Origin of the sequence: Streptomyces sp. NPDC048349, from assembly GCF_040651925.1 — a bacterium.
Lineage (GTDB): Bacteria > Actinomycetota > Actinomycetes > Streptomycetales > Streptomycetaceae > Streptomyces.
This window is the reverse complement of the sequence record NZ_JBEZLA010000051.1, coordinates 38,830-57,211: the sequence shown is the minus strand read 5'-3', so window position 1 is coordinate 57,211 and position 18,382 is coordinate 38,830. Positions and strand designations below refer to the sequence as shown.

Annotated in this window: 12 protein-coding genes; 8 read left to right on the top strand and 4 right to left on the bottom strand. The window is 74.1% G+C overall.

Annotated features, from left to right (window positions below; genetic code table 11):
* The first annotated feature begins 150 nt into the window (after window positions 1-150).
* Complete coding sequence (locus AB0D44_RS25270) at window positions 151-1,569, top strand: NAD(P)/FAD-dependent oxidoreductase (RefSeq protein WP_362594951.1); 1,419 nt, start codon at window positions 151-153, stop codon at window positions 1,567-1,569.
* Window positions 1,569-2,087, top strand: coding sequence for an O-acetyl-ADP-ribose deacetylase (locus AB0D44_RS25265; protein WP_362594949.1), 519 nt, complete (start codon window positions 1,569-1,571; stop codon window positions 2,085-2,087). Before AB0D44_RS25270 ends, AB0D44_RS25265 begins: the two co-directional genes overlap by 1 nt.
* A 6-nt stretch (window positions 2,088-2,093) precedes the next feature.
* Here the strand turns inward: AB0D44_RS25265 and AB0D44_RS25260 are convergent, their stop codons facing one another.
* Complete coding sequence (locus AB0D44_RS25260) at window positions 2,094-3,083, bottom strand: DJ-1/PfpI family protein (protein ID WP_362594947.1); 990 nt, start codon at window positions 3,081-3,083, stop codon at window positions 2,094-2,096.
* Between the two features lie 147 nt (window positions 3,084-3,230).
* Here AB0D44_RS25260 and AB0D44_RS25255 point away from each other — a divergent pair, with 147 nt between their 5' ends.
* A complete protein-coding gene (locus tag AB0D44_RS25255) occupies window positions 3,231-3,827 on the top strand; it encodes an isochorismatase family protein (protein ID WP_362594945.1) in 597 nt (198 codons plus the stop codon).
* On the opposite strand, the gene AB0D44_RS25250 is transcribed toward AB0D44_RS25255, so the two are convergent.
* A complete protein-coding gene (locus AB0D44_RS25250) occupies window positions 3,813-4,301 on the bottom strand; it encodes an Lrp/AsnC family transcriptional regulator (RefSeq protein WP_362594943.1) in 489 nt (162 codons plus the stop codon). The genes AB0D44_RS25255 and AB0D44_RS25250 overlap by 15 nt on opposite strands.
* A 158-nt stretch (window positions 4,302-4,459) precedes the next feature.
* Here AB0D44_RS25250 and AB0D44_RS25245 point away from each other — a divergent pair, with 158 nt between their 5' ends.
* The 4 genes from AB0D44_RS25245 to AB0D44_RS25230 all read left to right on the top strand — a co-directional run bounded on the left by AB0D44_RS25245 (window position 4,460) and on the right by AB0D44_RS25230 (window position 12,406).
* Window positions 4,460-5,464: a DMT family transporter gene (locus tag AB0D44_RS25245; protein ID WP_362594941.1), complete on the top strand. Its 1,005-nt coding sequence runs from the start codon at window positions 4,460-4,462 to the stop codon at window positions 5,462-5,464.
* A complete protein-coding gene (locus AB0D44_RS25240; protein WP_362594939.1) occupies window positions 5,457-6,686 on the top strand; it encodes an aromatic amino acid transaminase in 1,230 nt (409 codons plus the stop codon). The genes AB0D44_RS25245 and AB0D44_RS25240 overlap by 8 nt, the downstream gene beginning before the upstream one ends.
* Window positions 6,687-7,041: 355 nt before the next feature.
* On the top strand, window positions 7,042-10,308 hold the full coding sequence (locus tag AB0D44_RS25235; RefSeq protein WP_362594937.1) for a DUF3376 domain-containing protein: 3,267 nt from the start codon (window positions 7,042-7,044) through the stop codon (window positions 10,306-10,308).
* 31 nt (window positions 10,309-10,339) lie between these two features.
* Entirely contained in the window at window positions 10,340-12,406 is a 2,067-nt protein-coding gene (locus AB0D44_RS25230) for a SpoIIE family protein phosphatase (protein ID WP_362594935.1), read from the top strand.
* 23 nt (window positions 12,407-12,429) lie between these two features.
* Here AB0D44_RS25230 and AB0D44_RS25225 read toward each other — a convergent pair whose 3' ends face one another.
* Together AB0D44_RS25225 and AB0D44_RS25220 are read right to left on the bottom strand one after the other, a co-directional pair.
* Entirely contained in the window at window positions 12,430-15,222 is a 2,793-nt protein-coding gene (locus AB0D44_RS25225; RefSeq protein ID WP_362594933.1) for a SpoIIE family protein phosphatase, read from the bottom strand.
* A 131-nt stretch (window positions 15,223-15,353) separates the two neighbouring features.
* Window positions 15,354-16,502, bottom strand: a complete 1,149-nt coding sequence (locus tag AB0D44_RS25220) for a glycerate kinase (protein WP_362594931.1) — start codon at window positions 16,500-16,502, stop codon at window positions 15,354-15,356.
* 143 nt (window positions 16,503-16,645) lie between these two features.
* Between AB0D44_RS25220 and AB0D44_RS25215 the strand changes: the two genes are divergently transcribed.
* Entirely contained in the window at window positions 16,646-18,376 is a 1,731-nt protein-coding gene (locus AB0D44_RS25215) for a BCCT family transporter (protein WP_362594929.1), read from the top strand.
* Window positions 18,377-18,382 lie beyond the last annotated feature (6 nt).

Here is an 18,382-nt window from a genome sequence, read left to right as displayed (position 1 = left end):
CCCGTACTGGACGTACTTGGGCTTTCGGCCGGTGCGGCGAGAGTGCGTGCCGGGCACCGCGACGCCGCGGACCTCCGTCAGACACCCCCTAGCGCCTGCCAGGCCGGAATATCCTGGGGGCGGTGGCGCCGCCGGACGAAGGAGTCGCAAGTGCCGTCGATTCTCGATGCGGTCGTGGTGGGGGCGGGGCCCAACGGGCTGACGGCCGCCGTCGAGCTGGCCCGGCGGGGCTTTTCGGTGGCCCTCTTCGAAGCCGCGGACACGGTCGGCGGCGGGGCGCGGACCGAGGAGCTCACCCTCCCCGGCTTCCGCCACGACCCCTGCTCGGCCGTGCACCCGCTCGGCGTGGGCTCGCCCGTCTTCGCGACGATGCCGCTGAAGCGGTACGGGCTGGAGTGGCTGCACGCCCCGCTGCCCATGGCGCACCCCTTCGACGACGGCACCGCGTCCGTCCTGTCCCGCTCGGTCGCCGAGACGGCGGCGTCGTTCGGGCCGCGCGACGCCGGTGCCTACCGGCGCCTGGTCGAGCCGTTCCTCGGCAGGTGGGACACCCTGGCCCGGGACTTCATGTCGCTGCCCGGCACCGCGCTGCCCCGCGACCCCGTCACCCTGGCCCGCTTCGGGCTCGCCGGGCTGCCGCCCTCCACCTGGCTCCTGCGCCGCTTCCGCGACGAGCGGGCCCGTGCGCTGTTCGCGGGGCTGGTGGCGCACGTCATCGCCCCGCTCGACGGGATCGCCACCAGCGCCGTCGGCCTGGTCTTCGCCCTGGCCGCGCACGAGAACGGCTGGCCGATGCCGCGCGGCGGCTCGCAGTCGATCTCCGACGCCCTGGCCCGGTACCTGGGCGACCTCGGCGGCGCCGTCCACACCGGCTTCGAGGTCAAACGGCTCGATGACCTCCCGCCCGCCCGCGCCTACGTCTTCGACACCTCGCCGACCGCGCTGGCCCGCATCGCCCGCCTGGGGCGCGCCTACGACGGCTACCGGTACGGCGCGGCCGTGTACAAGATCGACTACGCGCTCGACGGTCCCGTCCCGTGGACCGCCGAGGAGCCGCGCCGGGCCGGGACCGTCCAGATCGGCCCCCGCGCCCGCGACATCGACGCCGCCCTGCAACTGGCCTCGGGCGGCCGGGTCCCCCGTACGCCCTTCCTCATCACGGCCCAGCCCAGCCTCGTCGACCCCGGCCGCGCACCCGAGGGCAAGCACGTGTTCTGGGCGTACGGCCACGTCCCCAAGGGCTGGCAGGGCGACCTCACCGACGCCGTCGAACGCCAACTGGAGCGGTTCGCACCGGGCTTCCGCGACCTGGTCCTGGCCCGCGCCACGGCCGGCCCGCCCGAGGTCGCCGCCCGCAACCCCAACTACGTCGGCGGGGACATCGCCTGCGGCGCCGCCTCGGGACTCCAGCTGCTGCTGCGCCCCAAGCTCACGCTCTCCCCGTACACGACCACCCACCCGGCCGTGTTCCTGTGCTCCTCGGCGACCCCGCCCGGCCCCGGGGTGCACGGGATGTCCGGCCACAACGCCGCCAAGGCCGTGTGGCGCCACCTGAGGAGGGACACCTGATGGTCCGCATCACCCTGGTCCGCGGTGACATCACCGCCGAGAAGGCCGACGCGATCGTCAACGCCGCCAACTCCTCCCTGCTCGGAGGCGGCGGGGTCGACGGCGCCATCCACCGCCGCGGCGGCCCGGAGATCCTCGCCGCCTGCGAGGACCTGCGCCGTTCGCACTACGGCAAGGGCCTGCCGACGGGCAAGGCCGTCGCCACCACCGCCGGCCGGCTCCCGGCCGAGCACGTCATCCACACCGTGGGCCCGGTCTGGTCGCGCGAGGAGGACCGGTCGGAGCTGCTGTCGTCCTGCTACCGGGAGTCCCTGCGGGTCGCCGACGAACTGGGTGCCCGTACCGTCGCCTTCCCGGCCATCTCCACCGGAATCTACGGGTGGCCCATGGACGACGGCGCGCGGATCGCGGTGGAGACCGTACGGGCGGCCCGCACGGCGGTGGAAGAGGTGCGGTTCGTGCTCTTCGACGACAAGGCCTGGGCGGCCTTCGCGGCGGTCGTCGGGGAAGCGCCCTGAGCCGGCCTACGGGGAGGTGCGGAACCGGTTGCGGTATTCCGTCGGGGTCGTGTCGAGCCGCCGGCGGAAGGCCCGGATGAGGGTGTCGGTCGTGTGGAAGCCGCAGGCGGACGCGATGCGTTCGAGGGTGGCGTCCGTGGACTCGAGGTGGTGGCGCGCCACTTCGACGCGCGCCGATTCGATGTAGGCCGCCGGGGTCGTGCCCAGTTCCGTCTTGAAGATCCGGGTCAACTGCCGTTCGCTCACGTGGGCGTGGGCGGCGAGGTCGGTGACCGTGAGCGGCTCGGCGAGGCTGCGCGTGATGTGGTGGCGCAGGTCCTCGACGCGACGCGTCGTCGAGACGGGTTCGAGCGGGACGCTGAACTGGCTTTGCCCGCCGGGCCGCTTCAGGTACATCACCAGCTGCCGGGCGATGCGCAGGGCGACGGACTCGCCGAAGTCGTCGGCCACGAGGGCCAGTGACAGGTCGAGGCAGGCGCTGATGCCCGCGCCCGTCCACACGTCCTGATCGCGGATGAAGATCGGATCGGCGTCGACCTCGATCGAGGGGTGCTCGGCGGCGAGTTGGCGTGCGGTCGACCAGTGGGTCGTGGCGCGTTTGCCGTCCAGCAGTCCGGCGTCCGCGAGGACGTGGGCCCCCACGCAGACCGATGCGACGCGCCGGGCCCGCCCGGCCAGGGCCTTGACCCGGCCGACCACGGCGGGATCGCTCACGGCGCGTACGCGGCCCTGGCCGTCGGCCTCTACCGCCCCCGGCACCAGGAGGGTGTCGATGCTCCTTCCCGCCACCTCCTCGAAGGTGGCATCGGGAAGGATGCGCACCCCGGCTGAGGTGGTGACGGGATCCGTGGTCTCGGCGGCCAGGACGACGTCGTAGCCGGCCGCCCCGCCCACCTCGCGCCGCAGCAGGGAGAAGACCTCCGGCGGGCCGGTGACGTCCAGCAGGTCGACGCCGTCGAAGAGGACGACGACGACGAGGCGTCCGGGGGTGCTCAACCTGGTCTCCGTTCGGCGGGGCTGACGCGATGTCCGTATCTGCAAGTCGCATGACATTGCCGACACCTTCGGTGGCCCATAGCGTTCCACACGGGCCCACCGATCGTGGCCCCGACCTCCCCTACGAGTCCCGAGGACGGTACTTCCATGTCTGCGACCACCACCCTGCGCGAGCTGGGCGGCCTCGACCGGACCCCGGCTTCCCTGGCCGATGCGACGCTGGTCCTGGTCGACTACCAGAACACCTACACCCGGGGCGTGCTGGAGCTGACGGGCTGGCAGGCGGCGCTCGAGTCCGCCGCCGCACTGCTGGCCAGGGCCCGGGAGGCCGGCACGAAGGTCATCCACGTCCAGCACGACGGCGGCGAGGGCACCCCTTACGACATCCGGGCCGACATCGGCCGCATCCACCCGAGCGTGGCTCCGGCCGAGGGCGAGACCGTCGTCGTCAAGACGGCCGCCCCCAACGCCTTCGTCGGCACCGACCTGGGCGAGCACCTCGACGCCGCCGGCCACAAGGACGTCATCGTCATCGGGTTCATGACCCACATGTGCGTGGGCTTCACCGTGGAAGGCGCGTTCCTGCGGGGCAACCAGCCCACCGTGGTCGCCGACGCCTGCGCGAGCCGGCCCCTGGGCACGGCCGTCGCCGACCTGTCCGCCGAACAGGTCCACCAAGCCGCCCTCGCGACGATCGCCGACCTGTACGGGGTCGTCGTCCCGTCCGACTCATCGCTGGGCTGAGGCCCGGGGGGAGCGTGAGGAAGGACGGGGGTACGTACGGGACTGCTTCACGCTGCCGTACGCGAAGCTCGACTCGATCGAGGCGATGCCGGGGATGGCGTGGATCCGGTGGCGCACCAGGGCCTCGTACGCCTCCAGGTCCTCGATGACCACGCGCAGCAGGTAGTCGCTGCTGCCCGCCATCAGGTAGCAGTCCTGGATGTGCTCGATGACCGCGACGTGTTCCTCGAAGAGCCGGACCGCCTCCGCCGTGTGGCGCTCCAGCCGGATCCGGACGAACACGGTGACCGGGAGCCCGAAGGCGACCTGGTCGACCATGGCCGTGTAGCCGCGGATGAGGCCCGCTTCCTCCAGGCGCCGGACGCGGCGCAGGCAGGGCGACGGGGAGAGCCGGACGCGGTCGGCCAGGTCCTGGTTCGACAGGCGCCCGTCGGCCTGCAACTCCCGGATGATCTGCAGATCGACTGCGTCCATGGCCTCTCCTCTGCGGATCCTCGGTGATTCTTGGCAGATCCTGCCCCAAACGTATGTCCGAGGGGCAGAACTGGCAATCGGCTGCCCCGGCCCAGGCCCTAGCGTTGCCCGTGAACGGACCAGACCGGTCCGATTTCGGTACGGCTGGAGCAACGACCGTGGTCGCAACGCACATCACCGGGGCGACCGCGCCTCCCCCGACGGCGGGCCCGCCGGCCGGTCACCCCGGCCGGCGCAGGCTCTCCTCCCGGACGGGCCGGCGCAGGCCGTCCCCGCAGACCGAGGGCGTCCTGGCCCTGCTGGTGACCGTGTCGATCTGGGCCGCGTTCGCGCTCAGCGCCCGGGCCCTGAGCGCCTCGACCCTGCTGCCGGCCGACGCCGCCCTGCTGCGCTTCGGCGTCCCGCTCGTCATCCTGCTCCCCGCGCTGTGGCGGCGCCGCCACAGCATCGCGGCGGTCCGGCCGGGTCCCGCCCTGAAGATCGTCTGCGGTGCGGGGGTGCCGTTCTTCCTGGCGGCCATGCACGGGGGGTCCCTGACCTCGGCGGCCTTCGTGGGTTCGATCGTCCCCGGGATGGTGCCGCTGTTCGTCTCGGCGCTGATGGCCGCCCGCGGACACGGCGCCCCCAGGGGCACGCAGGCGGCCGGGCTCGCGCTGATCGCGGCCGGCGTGGCCGCCCTCGTCTGGCGCTACGTCGTCCCCGTGGACGCGGACGTCCTGGAGGGTGCCGGCACGCTCCTGGTGGCCAGCGGCCTGTGGGCCCTCTACACGGTGGGCCTGCGGGACGTCGCCCTCGACCCCGTCGGATCGATCGGCCTGCTGTGCCTGCCGTCGTTCGCGATCATCGGGGCCCTGGTCCTGACCGGTGTCCTGCCGACCGGCCTCGCGCACGCCGCGGGCAGCGACATCGCCCTGTTCCTCGTCGTACAGGGGCTCGGAGTCGGCCTGTGCGCCGGCCTGCTGTACGCGGTCGCCATCCGCAGGCTCGGCGCGGAGCGCAGCTCCGTCGGCGGCAGCCTCAGCCCCGTCGCCGTCGTCCTGCTGGCCATCCCCCTCCTCGGGGAGACGCCGAGCCCCGCCGTGCTTTTCGGCGTCCCCCTCATCACCGCCGGCGTCGTCCTCGCCAACCGACGCCCACGACCCAAGGTTCCCGCCCATGCTTGAGCTCCTCCCGCCGCCGCCCACCGACCCGCTGTGGGACCTGACCGCCGCGTTTGCCGCCGACGAGCGGCCCGAGCGCCTGGACCTCGTCCTCGGCGTCTACCGCGACCCCACGGGCCGTACCCCCGTCATGGCCGCCGTGCGCGAGGCGGAGGTCCGCCTCGCGGAGCGCGCCGAGTCCAAGGAGTACCGGGGGCTCTCCGGCAACACCGCCTTCAACCGGGCGATGCAGACGATGGTCCTGGGGGCCGAGGCACCGGCCGACCGGGCCGTCACCGTCCAGACCGTCGCCGGCTCCGGCGCGCTGCGCCTGCTGGCCGACCTCATCCGCCGGACCCGCCCGGGCACCACGGTGTGGATCAGCGACCCGGCCTACGTCAACCACCGGCCGATCCTGGAGGCCGCCGGGCTCGAGGTCCGTACGTTCGGCTGGCGCGACGCCGAGGGCGGCTTCGACGCGGAGGGCGTGCTGCGGGAACTGGGCGCGGCGCGGCGCGACGACGTCGTCCTGCTCCAGGGCTGCTGCCACAACCCGACGGGCGCCGACCCCACGCTCGACGCGTGGGAGGCGCTGGCCGAACTCGCCGTGCGCGAGGGCTGGGTTCCGTTCGTCGACCTCGCCTACCACGGCCTCGGCGACGGCCTGGAGGCCGACCTGCTGCCCACGCGCATCCTGGCCGCACGGGTCCCCGAGATGCTGGTCGCCGTCAGCTGCTCGAAGAACTTCGGGCTCTACAGCGACCGCACCGGATGCGCCCTCGTCCTCGGCACCTCCGCCCGGGCGCTGGCGCATGCCGAGACGGCCCTGCAGAACGCGGCCCGGACGCTGTACTCGATGCCGCCCGAGCACGGCGCCGCCGTCGTGGCGACGGTCCTGGAGGACGACGGGCTGCGGGCAGCGTGGCGGGCGGAGCTGGAGGTCATGCGGGGCAGGATCACGGCCAACCGGGCCGACCTGACGGCCCACTTGAGGGCTCTGGGCCACGACGCGCCCGCGCGGGCACTCGACCGGCAGAAGGGCATGTTCTCGATGCTGCCGCTCACGGCGCAGCAGATGCTCGACCTGCGCGTGCGGCACGCCGTCTACGGCACCACCTCGGGCCGGATCAACATCGCCGGGATACCCGCGCACCGGATCCCGCGGCTCGCGCAGGCCGTCGCCGCGGTCCTGGACGCCTCGCCCGCACCGCGGCCCCTGGAGGGCCTCGCGCGCCAGCTGTACTGACCCACAGCGAGCTCGCGCCACGACGGACGCATGCGGACCGGACGCAACGCGGACGCATCCGGACCGGACGGAACACAGGCGCATCCCGACCGGACGGACACGTCCGGAACAAGACAGTCCCCGGCAGTCCCGCCGATTCCATGAGCCATCCGCCGTCGCCGATGGCTCCCGTGGAACTCGGGTTCTGCCGGGGGCCTGGCCAGAGCCTGGACAAGGGTCACGCGGGCCTCTGGACGTCTCCGGAGGGAGGTGCGGCTCTTTTCCGGTTTTCCGGTGTAATGACGAGTTTCCTCCTTATTCGCCCGTCGTCAAGAGTCGTGGTGCGCCCGGATTGATCCGGGGTGACGCTGAGGGTATGAACGCCACCGCCCAGGGCACGAGCAGTTCGGAACTGCGGCTGGCCCTCGCGATGCGAGGAGGGGTCAGCCTCGCCGTCTGGATGGGCGGGGCCTGCTGCGAGACGGCGGCGCTGCGGCGCGCGGCCGACCCCGCCCCGGGCCCGGGGGAGCAGCCGGAGCCGGAAACGGCCGTCTACCGGTCCCTGCTGCGGTCCTGCCGCTACACGGACGTGGACATCGACGTCGTCGTCGGCACCAGCGCCGGCGGCCTCAACGGAGTGCTGCTCGCCTGCCACCTCGTGTACGGGATGCCCTTCGGCGCGGGCGTACGGGACGTCTGGCTGCGCCTGGGCGACCTCGAAGGCCTGCTACGCCGCTCGACCCCCTTCCACGTACCGGACTCGCTGATGCGCGGGGACGAGGTCTTCTACACCGAACTGCGCAGGTCCCTCGACGCCCTGCTGGCCGACGCCCCCGAACCGAGGCGCCCCGTCGGGTCGCTGCGGCTGATCCTGACGGCGACCCGCCTGCGGCCCCGCCGCGACTGGGTACGGCCCACACGCGGGGTGCCGCTGCTGGTCGGCCGCTCGAACGCCTACTTCCGGTTCCGCCACCGGGCTCCCCTGACGGACTTCCCCAGCGGCGGCGCCGCCCGGAAGGCCGCCCTGGACCGGCTGGCGTTCGCCGCCAGGACCACCTCCTCCTTTCCCGGCGCCTTCGAGCCGGGCCGGCTGTACGTCGGCGGCGCCCCGCCGCCCGCGGACCGCTCCGCGCCGGTGGACCTGCGCGGGGTCAGCAGCGAGACCGGCTACCCGGACGGCCCCGACGGCTGCGTCGAACTCGTCGACGGCGGCCTGCTCGACAACATCCCGGTGGCCTGGGCGGTGCGGGCCATCGCCGGAGCCCCCGCCACGCAGAAGACCGACCGGTGGCTGCTCTTCCTGCAACCCGTACCGCCCTCCCCGCCGAAACCGGAGCCGCCCGGCAGCCGCCGGGTCACCCGGCTGGTCAGGATGGCGGTGAAATCCCTGACGGTGAAGACCGGCGCGGAGTCCCTGCGCGACGACGCCCTGGAACTGCGGGCCACCGAGGCCGCCGCGCAGCATGCCCGCGCGGTCACCGGCGCCCTCCCGCCGAACCTCTCGGCCCTGGAGTTCGCCGCGGCGGCCAGGATGGGCGCCTACCGCCGTACCGTCGGCACCGGAGAGGCGAAGCGGCTCGTCCGCCTCCTGGAGGACCCGGCGGACGTGACCGGCCCGGACCCGCTGCCGCTGCCCGCCGGGCCGGGGCCGCTCGAACCGCTGGACGCGAGCCCGGGGGAGGGCTCGGTGTCGCTCTTCGCGCGACTGTGCGCCGCCGGGGGCAGCATGACGCTGCCCGACGTGTCCGGTCCGCTTCCCTGCCCGGGGCGCTCGCCGCTGGCCCTGGCCCGGACCGTGCGGCTGCTCATGGACTGGCTGCGGGCGTACGAGGCCCGGACGCCGGCCGAGGACGTGGACGCGCAGGCAATGGCGGAATGCCGCGCACGCCTGTACGCGTACCGGTTCGCCGTCGCCACCCTCATCGCCGCCCGGGACCGCCTGCTGCTGCGCACGTACGCGGCGGCGCTCGGCGGCGGCGCCCTCCCCGCCCGCGCCACCGGTCCGCTGTACGAGGCCACGGCCCTGCTGGGCGAGTTCATGCCCGAGGTCCCGGAGGCCGGGGCGGACCCCGCCGAGTGGCGGGCCTGGTCGGGGTCGCTGGCCGCGGCCCTCGACCGGGCCTCGGCCGCTCCCGCGCAGGCCCGCTCCGGGCAGTGGCCCGAAGGCCTCTACCGCGAGCTGTGGGAACGGGCCGGGGAGCTCGGCCGCCGGCTCGGCCGGGTCATGACCCCCGCGACCGTCGACGGGTACCAGGCGCTCCACGAGGCCGCCGCCGGCGACGGACCGCAGATGAGGGACGCGCTGGCGGCCGCCGAAGTGCTGCTCGGCCCGCTGCGGCCCGACCCGCTGGCCGAGGCGTCCGACATCGCCTTCCACACCATGTCGGCGGCCAACACCAGTTGGGCCACCCGCGAGGTGCTGCGCGACGTGGACCCCGAGTCCCCGAAGGACATGGTCGCGGCCAAGCTCAGCGGGAACCAGCTCGCCAACTTCGCCGCGTTCCTCAGCGCCCGCTGGCGGCTGAGCGACTGGACCTGGGGCCGCCTGGACGCCGCCGCGTCCCTGGTGTCGGTGGTCGCCACCGACGAACGGCTGGCCGCGGCCTTCGGGGGCGACGACCCCGGCGACCCCGACTACCCCGACGACGAGGAACTCGGCGCGCTGGTCGCCGACTCCGTGCCCGAGCCCGCCCTCTTCAAGGAGCTCTACCACAAGGCCCTGGTCTCCCTGCCGGAGACGGGCCGCTGGGACCGGGTGCGCGACACGCTCACCGCCCTGCGCCAGCGCGAGATCCTCGACCAGGAGCTCCCGCTGATCGCCGCCCTGCACGCCAAGGGCATCCGCGCCGGGAACCGGCCCGACATCCCCGAACCCCGGCCGCTGACCACGCCCGCCGACGTCGACCGGGCGATGGACGCCTTCCGCGCCATCGGCGCCGAGAAGGTCGGCGCACTGGTCCGGGCCCGCGACCCGCGCCGGGCCGCCCTGCGGACCGGACTGCTGGCCTGGCCCGCCCTCCAGCCCGCCAGGGGGTTGCGGGCCAGGCTCGTCCAAGGAGCGCTCGGGCTGGCGAAGCCGCTCCTGTGCCTGGTGCCGGTCACCGCCGTCCTCGCGCCCCTGCCGGCGCTGTGCGCGGCAGCCCTGATGTGGACCGCGGTCGCCTTCTCCACCGGGCAGTGGTCCTCCCTGCCCGGACACGTCCCCCTCGCCGTCCTCACCGCGCTCTCCCTGGCCGCCTGGGTCTGGCCGGGGCTGCGCGCGGCCTGGCAGCGGTGGCCGGCGGTCGTCGTCCTCACCGCCCTGCCCGCACTCGCCCTGGTCCTGCTGCACGGCGTGCCCGAGGACTCCGTCCACGGATGGCCCCTCACCCCGCTCGTCGGCGCCGCCTGCGCGCTCGCCGCCGGAGCCCTGCTGTACGTCGGTACGGACCCGGCGCACCGGTGGCGCGGGGTCCTGGCCGCCCTGGTGGCCGGGGCGGTCGCCGCCCTGGTCCAGTTCGGCCGGGACGGGCTCGGCGGGTGGTGGGCCGCGCTCATCGTCTACGCCGTCCTGTTCGTGGTCACCGCCGTCCATCCCTGGCTCTATGCCGAGCCGGCAGACACAGAGCCGCAGGCCCGCCCCTCGGCTAGGGTGAATCGGTAGGAATCAGGCCCCCCGGGGTGAGGTCGGTGAGGTGGACGCTTACCAGTCGACGAGCCAAGTGCCGGATCCGCCGGCCGCAGCCGTCGGATACGCGGGCGTGCTCCGCGAGCTGCTGCCGATCGCCCTGTGGCGCGAGGACGCGGACGGCCGCATCGTCGAGTGGTCGCTCGCCGCTCAGGACCTCCTCGGACACCGCCCCGAAGACATCCTCGGCCGCCCCGGCAGCTCCGTCCTGGTCCCCGAGGCCAACCGCGGGCTCGCCGACGACCTGACCCGCCGCGTCCAGGCGGGCGAGACCGTCGTGGGCACCCTGCCCGTGCGCCACCGCGACGGCCACCGCGTCGTGATGGAGATGTGGATCGTGCCCGCCGCCGACGCGCAGGGCCGCACGGGGGCCATGCTCATCGCCGTGGAGACCTCCGAGGTCCTCCACATGCGGGACTCGCTCGCCGCCCTCCAGAGCCTGTTCACCCAGTCGCCGATCGGCCTCGCCACCCTGGGCACCGACCTGCGCTTCCTGCGCGTCAACGACGCCCTGGCCCGGATGAACGGCGTCCCCGCCGCCGCGCACCTGGGCAAACGGCTCACCGAGGTGGTGCCGGGGGTCAACGCCACCGCCCTCGAGGCCACCATGCGCCAGGTCCTCGAACGGGGCACGGCCGTCGTCGACGTCCGCCGCACCGGGCGCACCGCCGCCGACCCCGGCCACGACCGGACCTGGTCCTGCTCCTACGCCCCGCTGCTCGACGGCTCGGGACGGCCCCTGGGCCTGATCGCCTCCCTCATCGACATCACCGACGGCCAGCGGGCGCAGGCCGAGGCCGAACGGGCCCGCCACCGGTTCGCCCTGCTGGCGGAGGCCGGCACCCGCATCGGCAGCACCCTGGACCTCCACCAGACCGCCCAGGAGATCGTGGACCTGCTGGTGCCGCAGCTCGCGGACTCCGCCGACGTCCAACTGCTCGAAGCGGTCCTGGGGCCGGACGAGGGCCCGGCCGCCGCGGCCTCCACCCGCGGCGTGATGCGCCGGCTGGCGGCGGTCTTCCCCGACCCGACCGCGCCCACCGCGAGGCTCCAGGCGGGCCAGACCTTCCAGATCCCCGCGGACAGCGTCTACGAGCGGGTCATCGCCGAGGGCCGGCCGATGAACCTCTACACGCCCGACATCCCGGCCCTGATCACCGACCCGCGCGCCGATGCCCTGCGCACCTACCTCGCCACCCTGGGCTCCGCCCGGATGATCCCGCTGGTCGCCCGCGGGCAGGTGCTCGGAGCGGTCGCCGTGACCCGGCTGCGCGAGCGCGGGCCCTTCGACGACGAGGACCGGGTGCTCGTCGACGAGCTGGTGGCCCGCGCCGCCCTCAACATCGACAACGCCCGGATGTACACCCGCCAGCGGCACGCCGCCCTGACCCTCCAGCGCAGCCTCACCAACAGCGAGCTGCCCCGGGTCACCGGCCTCGAACTGACCGGCCGCTACCTGCCCGCCAGCGACCACGACGTCGGCGGGGACTGGTACGACGTCATCCAGCTGCCCGGCGGCCGGACCGGGCTGGTCATCGGGGACGTGATGGGCCACGGGATCCACGCGGCGGCCGTCATGGGCCAGCTGCGCACGGCGGTACGGACCCTCGCGCGCCTGGACGTACCGCCGGAGCAGATGCTCCGCTCGCTCGACGCGGTGGTCGCCGATCTCGGCGAGGACGAGATGGCGACCTGCGTCTACGCCGTCCACGACCCGGCCTCCGGCGGCTGCGTGATCGCCCGCGCCGGGCACCCGCCGCCCGCCGTCGTCGCAGCCGACGGCACCCTCGCCTTCCTGCACGGCCCGCCCGGCACCCCCCTCGGCACCGGCGGGCAGGACTTCCGCACCGAGGAGGTGGGCCTGCCCCCGGGGAGCCTGCTCGTGCTCTACACCGACGGTCTGATCGAGGCCCGCGACCGGGACCTCGACGAGGGCATGGACCAGCTGGCACGGGCTCTGGCGACGGCGCGGCAGCCGCTGGAGGAGCTGTGCGACGGGATCCTGGAGCAGCTGCTGCCCTGCGATCCGCAGGACGACGTCGCGGTCCTCCTGGCCCGCACCCGGGCGGTGTGACGGCGCCCCGGGGCGCCGCGCACTCACCAGGCCAGGTCCTCCAGCGCGTCCAGGTCCAGCGGGGCCGGAGCCGACGGCTCCGTGCCCGCGGTCAGCGGCAGTTCGGCCCAGATGACCTTGCCCCGGTCCGTGTAGCGCACGCCCCACCGGTCGGCGTACTGCGCGACGAGGAACAGGCCGCGCCCGCCCTCGTCGGTGGTGGCCGCGTACCGCAGGTGCGGGGAGGTGCTGCTGCCGTCGGAGACCTCGCAGATCAGACTGCGGTCGCGCAGCAGGCGGACCCGCACGGGCGCCGACCCGTACCGGATGGCGTTGGTGATCAGCTCGCTGAGGATCAGCTCGGTGGTGAAGGAGATGTCCTCCAGGCCCCAGGCGGCGAGCTGCGCCGCGCCGGCGTTGCGCACGCGGGAGACGGCCGCCGCTTCGCCGGGCACCTCCCACTCGGCGATGCGGTCGGCCTCCACCCGCCGCGTGTCGGCGATCAGCAGGGCGATGTCGTCGCCCGGCACGGGGGAGAGCAGTGCCGCCAGCACGTCCGAGCAGGCCTGGTCGGGGCTGCGGCCCGGCCGGGCCAGAGAATCCCGCAGCAGCGCCAGACCGCTGTCGAAGTCGCGGTGGCGGTCCTCCACCAGGCCGTCGGTGAACAGCACGAGCCGGCTCTCCTCGGGCAGCCGGAACTCGGTCGCCTCGAACGGCATGCCGCCGACCCCGAGCGGCAGCCCGGCGGGCAGCTCGGGGAACTCCACGTGCCCCTCGGGGCGGATCAGCGCGGGCCCGGGGTGCCCGGCGCTGGCCATCGCACACCGTCCCGTCACCGGGTCGTAGACGGCGTACAGGCACGTGGCACCCGTGATGGCGGCGGGCTCCTCCCCGCGCTCCCCGCCGCTCTCGCCCCCGTCGGCCCCGCCTCCGCTCTCGATCTGGTCGATCCGGTTGATCAGCTCGTCCAGGTGCCCGAGCAGTTCGTCGGGCGGCAGGTCCAGGGTGGAGAAATTGTGCACGGCCGTGCGCAGCCGGCCCATCGTGGCCGCGGCGTGCACCCCGTGGCCCACGACATCGCCGACCACCAGCGCCACCCGGGCCCCGGGCAGCGGGATCACGTCGAACCAGTCCCCGCCGACCCCCGCCTTCGCCGGCAGGTAGCGGAAGGCGACGTCCACGGCGGTCAGGTCCGGCAGCACCCGGGGCAGCAGGCTGCGCTGGAGGGCCACGGCCGTCGCGTGCTCGCGGGTGAAGCGGCGGGCATTGTCGATCGAGACCGCCGCTCGCGCCGCGAGCTCCATCGCGAAGGAACGGTCCTCCTCGTCGAAGGCCTCCGGGGTGTCCGCCGCCCGCCAGAAGTTGGCCATGCCGAGGACCACGCCGCGCGCCTGGAGCGGGACGCTGATCAGGGAGTGCAGCCCGTAGTCCAGCGCCTGCCGGGTTCCGTGCGCATCCTGGGCCCGCCAGCCCATGGCGGCGTGCAGGTCCGGCGCGAGCACCGCCTCCCCGGCGTCCAGGGCGGCGGACATCGGAGCCGTCGGGACGATGAACCGGATGATGTCGCCGACCGGCTGGAGCGGCTGGTCGGTGCGGACACCGCTCATGGCGGCCCGCCGCATCTCGGTGTACGTGCCGGGGGCCGAGGAGGGTTCGTCACCGCGCAGTACCGGCTCCAGCAGCTCCACGGTGACGAAGTCGGCGAAGCGGGGGACGGCGACCTCCGACAGCTCCTCCGCGGTGCGCACCACGTCCAGGGTGGTACCGATCCGGACGCCGGCGTCGTAGAGCAGCTGGAGCCGTTCGCGGGCGACCTCGGCACGGCCGGAGAGCGCGGCGAGCTCGGTGGAGTCGCGCAGGGTCATGACGGTGCCGGAGGCCTGGCCCCCGTACGGCTTGGTGGGCCGCACGTTGACCGCGAGCAGCCGGTCGCCCGCCAGGTGCACCTCGTCCGTCGCGACCCGGCCCGAGACGAGCAGCTCGGTGGTCCGCGGGTCCAGCCCGAGGTCGGCGACGTGCCGGCCCTCGGCGTCCGGGGCCAGGCCGAGGAGCCGGCGGGCCTCGTCGTTGGCCAGGACCAGCCTGTGGTCGGTCCCGATGATGAGCACGCCCTCGCGCACGGCGTGCAGGACGGCCTCGTGGTGCTCGTTCATCCGGGCCATCTCGTCGGCGCGCAGCCCGTGCGTCTGGCGCCGCAGCCGGCGGCTCACCAGGAAGGCCCCGCCCGTGCCGAGCAGCATGGCGCCCGCCGCGGCGCCGACGAGCAGCGGGACCTGGTCCTCGACCACCTCGGACACGTTCGCCACCTCGATGCCGGTGCCGACCAGGCCCACCACCTGGCCCCGGGCGTCCCGTACGGGCACGACGGCCCGGACCGCGTCGCTGGGCTCGCCCGTGAACGTCTCGGTGAAGGACTGCCCGGCGACGGCCCGGGAGAGGTCGCCCGTGGCGCGCCGGCCGATCAGCTCCGGCCGCGAGTCGGTGTACCGGAGCCCGTCGGTGTCCATCACGGCGATGAAGTCGACGCCGGAGGCCCGGCGGGCGGCGTCGGCGAGCGGCTGGAGCACGGCGGTGGGATCGGGTGCCTCCAGCGCCGCCGGGAGGCCGGGGGCGTGCGCGAAGGCCTCTGCGGCTGCGAGCGAGCGGTTGCGCGCGTCGCGCTGGCTGTCGTAACGGGACTGGAGGGCCAGGGCCACCGAGGCCGCGGTGATCAGCAGCAGCACGATCACCGCCTGGAGGGCGAAGACCTGACCGGCGACGCTGCGGGCCCCCAGCGACAGGCGCGCCAACAGGCGCGGGCCCCATCCGGTCGGCTGGCGACCAAAACGTCCGGTCATGAGCCCTTTCTAACACTGTCCGGGGGGTTTGGGGGCGGCCGCGCGGCGGCCGCCCCACGCGCGAGGGCGGCAAACGGCGGAGGCCCGGTCCCCCCGCTTCGGGGGGACCGGGCCTCACCGGCCGGTACGGCTCAGAGGACGTCGGCGGCGATGGAGGCCGCCACCTGCTCCAGCAGGGGACCGGCGTTCGGGATGGACTTCGCCGGGTCCGGCTCCAGGTCGGTCAGCGGGTACGCCTTGCGGATCCCGGCGGCCTCGAGGGCCTCCTGGGTCAGCAGCAGCCGGCCGCACACCGCCACGACGGGCTTGCCGGCGGCCCGGGCCGCCGCCGCGACACCTGCCGGGGCCTTGCCGTGCAGGGTCTGCTCGTCCAGCGAGCCCTCCCCGGTGATGACCAGCGTGGCGCGCTCCAGGGCCGGCGCGAAGCCCAGTACCTCCAGCATCAGCTCGATGCCGGGACGGAAGGTGGCGCCGAGCAGCAGCGCCCCGTAGCCGATGCCACCCGCGCCGCCCGCGCCCGGGAGCACCGCGCACTCGGCGGCCTTCGCGCCGATGGACTTCTCGAGGATGGTGGCGAAGTGCGCCAGCGCCGCGTCCAGCGTCGCCACGTCCTGCGGCGAGGCACCCTTCTGCGGGCCGTACACCGCCGCGCAGCCCTTCGGGCCGGTCAGCGGGTTGTCCACGTCGCTGGCCAGGACGAAGTCGACCTCCGCGAAGCGCGGGTCGATCCCCGACAGGTCGGCCGAGGCCAGCCCGGCCAGCGCGCCGCCGCCCGGACCCACCGGTTCGCCGTTCGCGTCCAGGAACACCGCGCCCAGCGCCGCCAGCATGCCGGCGCCGCCGTCGGTGGTGGCGCTGCCGCCCACGCCGAAGACGATGGAGCGTGCGCCCGCGTCCAGCGCGGCCTTCAGCAGCTCGCCCGAGCCGTACGTGGTGGCCGTCAGCGGCGCGAAGGTGCCCGCCGGCAGCAGCTGCAGCCCGGAGGCCTCCGCCATCTCGACCACCGCGGTGCCCTCGCGCAGCGCGAAGGCGGCCGTGACCTGGTCGCCGAGGGGGCCGGTGACCCGTACCTCCCGGCGTTCGAAACCGGCCGCCACCGCGGCCGCGACCGTGCCGTCGCCGCCGTCCGCGACGGGGAGGGTCTCGATCTCCACGTCCGGTACGGCCTTGCGAAGGCCCGCCGTCACCCGCTCCGCGACCTGAACGGCCGTGAGCGAGCCCTTGAATTTGTCCGCGGCGATGAGCACGCGCGCGGCCTCAGTTACTGCTCCGTCCGTCACCTTGCTATTCCCTTGCTATCGAACAGTGCAGTCGCGCCGCCATGAGCTTATCCGGAGGATCCTCCTATGCCCATGAGTGGCCTGGGCCACATGCGGCGCGCCATGCGTCTAAATACGGATATACGCCTGCATAGTGTGGCCACATGAGCGCCGAATCACCGGAAGAGCCACGTCCGGACACCCCAGGTGACGGCTCCGGAGGTGCGGCGGCCGGCGCCCCCGACCGCACCGTCGTCACCGCGGGCGTGACCGCCGTGCTGGCCGTGGTCGCCTGGGCGGCCCTCGCCGGGGACTCCTTCGACACCGCGTCGGGCACCGCGCTCGCCTGGGTCCTGGACAACTTCGCCTGGCTGTTCGTGATCGCCGCCGACGCCTTCCTCGTGATGTGCGTCGTCCTCGCCGTCAGCCGCTTCGGCAGGATCCGACTCGGCGCCGACGACTCCGAGCCCGAGTTCACCGACCTCGCATGGATCGCGATGATGTTCAGCGCCGGCATGGGCATCGGCCTGATGTTCTACGGAGTGGGGGAGCCGCTCACCCACTACCTGGCCCCGCCCCCGGCCTCCGGAGCTGCCCCGGCCACCGGCGCCTCCGCCCTCGCGGCCATGGAGTACTCCTTCTTCCACTGGACGCTCACCCCCTGGGCGATCTACGGCATCGCCGGCCTCGCCCTGGCCTACGCGACCTTCCGCAAGGGCCGCGGCAACCGGCTCAGCTCCGCCTTCGTCCCCCTTCTGGGGGAGGAGCGGGCCGACGGCTGGGCCGGCAAGTCGATCGACCTGCTCGCCGTCTTCGCCACCGTCTTCGGCACCGCCACCAGCCTCGGCCTCGGCGCGCTCCAGGTGTCCAAGGGGCTCGGCATCACCACCGGCATCGAGGACTCCACCACCGTCGAGCTGATCATCATCGGCTCGCTCTCGGCGGCCTTCGTGCTCTCCGCCTTCTCCGGCCTGCACAAGGGCGTGAAGTGGCTCAGCACCCTCAACCTCGTGCTCGCCGCCACCCTGATGCTCTTCGTCTTCCTGCTCGGCCCCACCGTCTACGTCCTCGACGTGATCCCCTCCAGCATCGGCGGCTACCTGCACCAGCTGCTGCCCATGGCCAGCCGGACCGGGGCCTTCACCGACGCCGAGTGGCTCGGCGCGTGGACCGTCTTCTACTGGGCGTGGTGGCTCTCCTGGGCACCCTTCGTCGGCACCTTCATCGCCCGCATCTCGCGCGGCCGCACCATCCGCGAATTCCTCGTGGGCGTCCTGCTCGTCCCCAGCGGCGCCACCGTCATCTGGTTCTGCGTGATGGGCGGCACCGCCATCCGCCTCGACTCCACCGGCGCCGTGGACTTCGCCGCCACGATCAAGGACGGTACGGAGGCCTCGCTGTTCGCGATGCTGGACGCCCTGCCGCTGTCCACGGTCACCTCATGGGTGGCCATGGCCCTGGTGATGACCTACTTCGTCACCAGCGCCGACTCGGCCTCCCTGGTCATGGGCTCGCTCACCAGCCGCGGCTCGCTCCACCCGCCGACGTGGCTCGTCGTCACCTGGGGCGTGCTGATGGCCGCCGTCGCCGCCGTGCTCCTGGTCGCCGGAGGCCTCAAGTCCCTGCAGACCGCCACCATCCTCGTCGCGCTGCCCTTCGTCCTCGTCATGCTGCTGCTGTGCTGGGCCCTGCTCACCGAACTGCGCGAGGACCCCGGCGCCGGACCCGCCCGCCACCACGCGCTGCACGGACTGCGCGACGCGGTGCGGGCCGTGGTCGGCGACGCCGTCACCGAGCAGGGGCCGGCCCGCCACCCGCGGCTGCGGCGCGTCGCCGAGTCCAGGGGCCGCGACCGCGAGGACGGGCCGGACACCCCCGGGCGGATGTCCGGATAGGGTGGC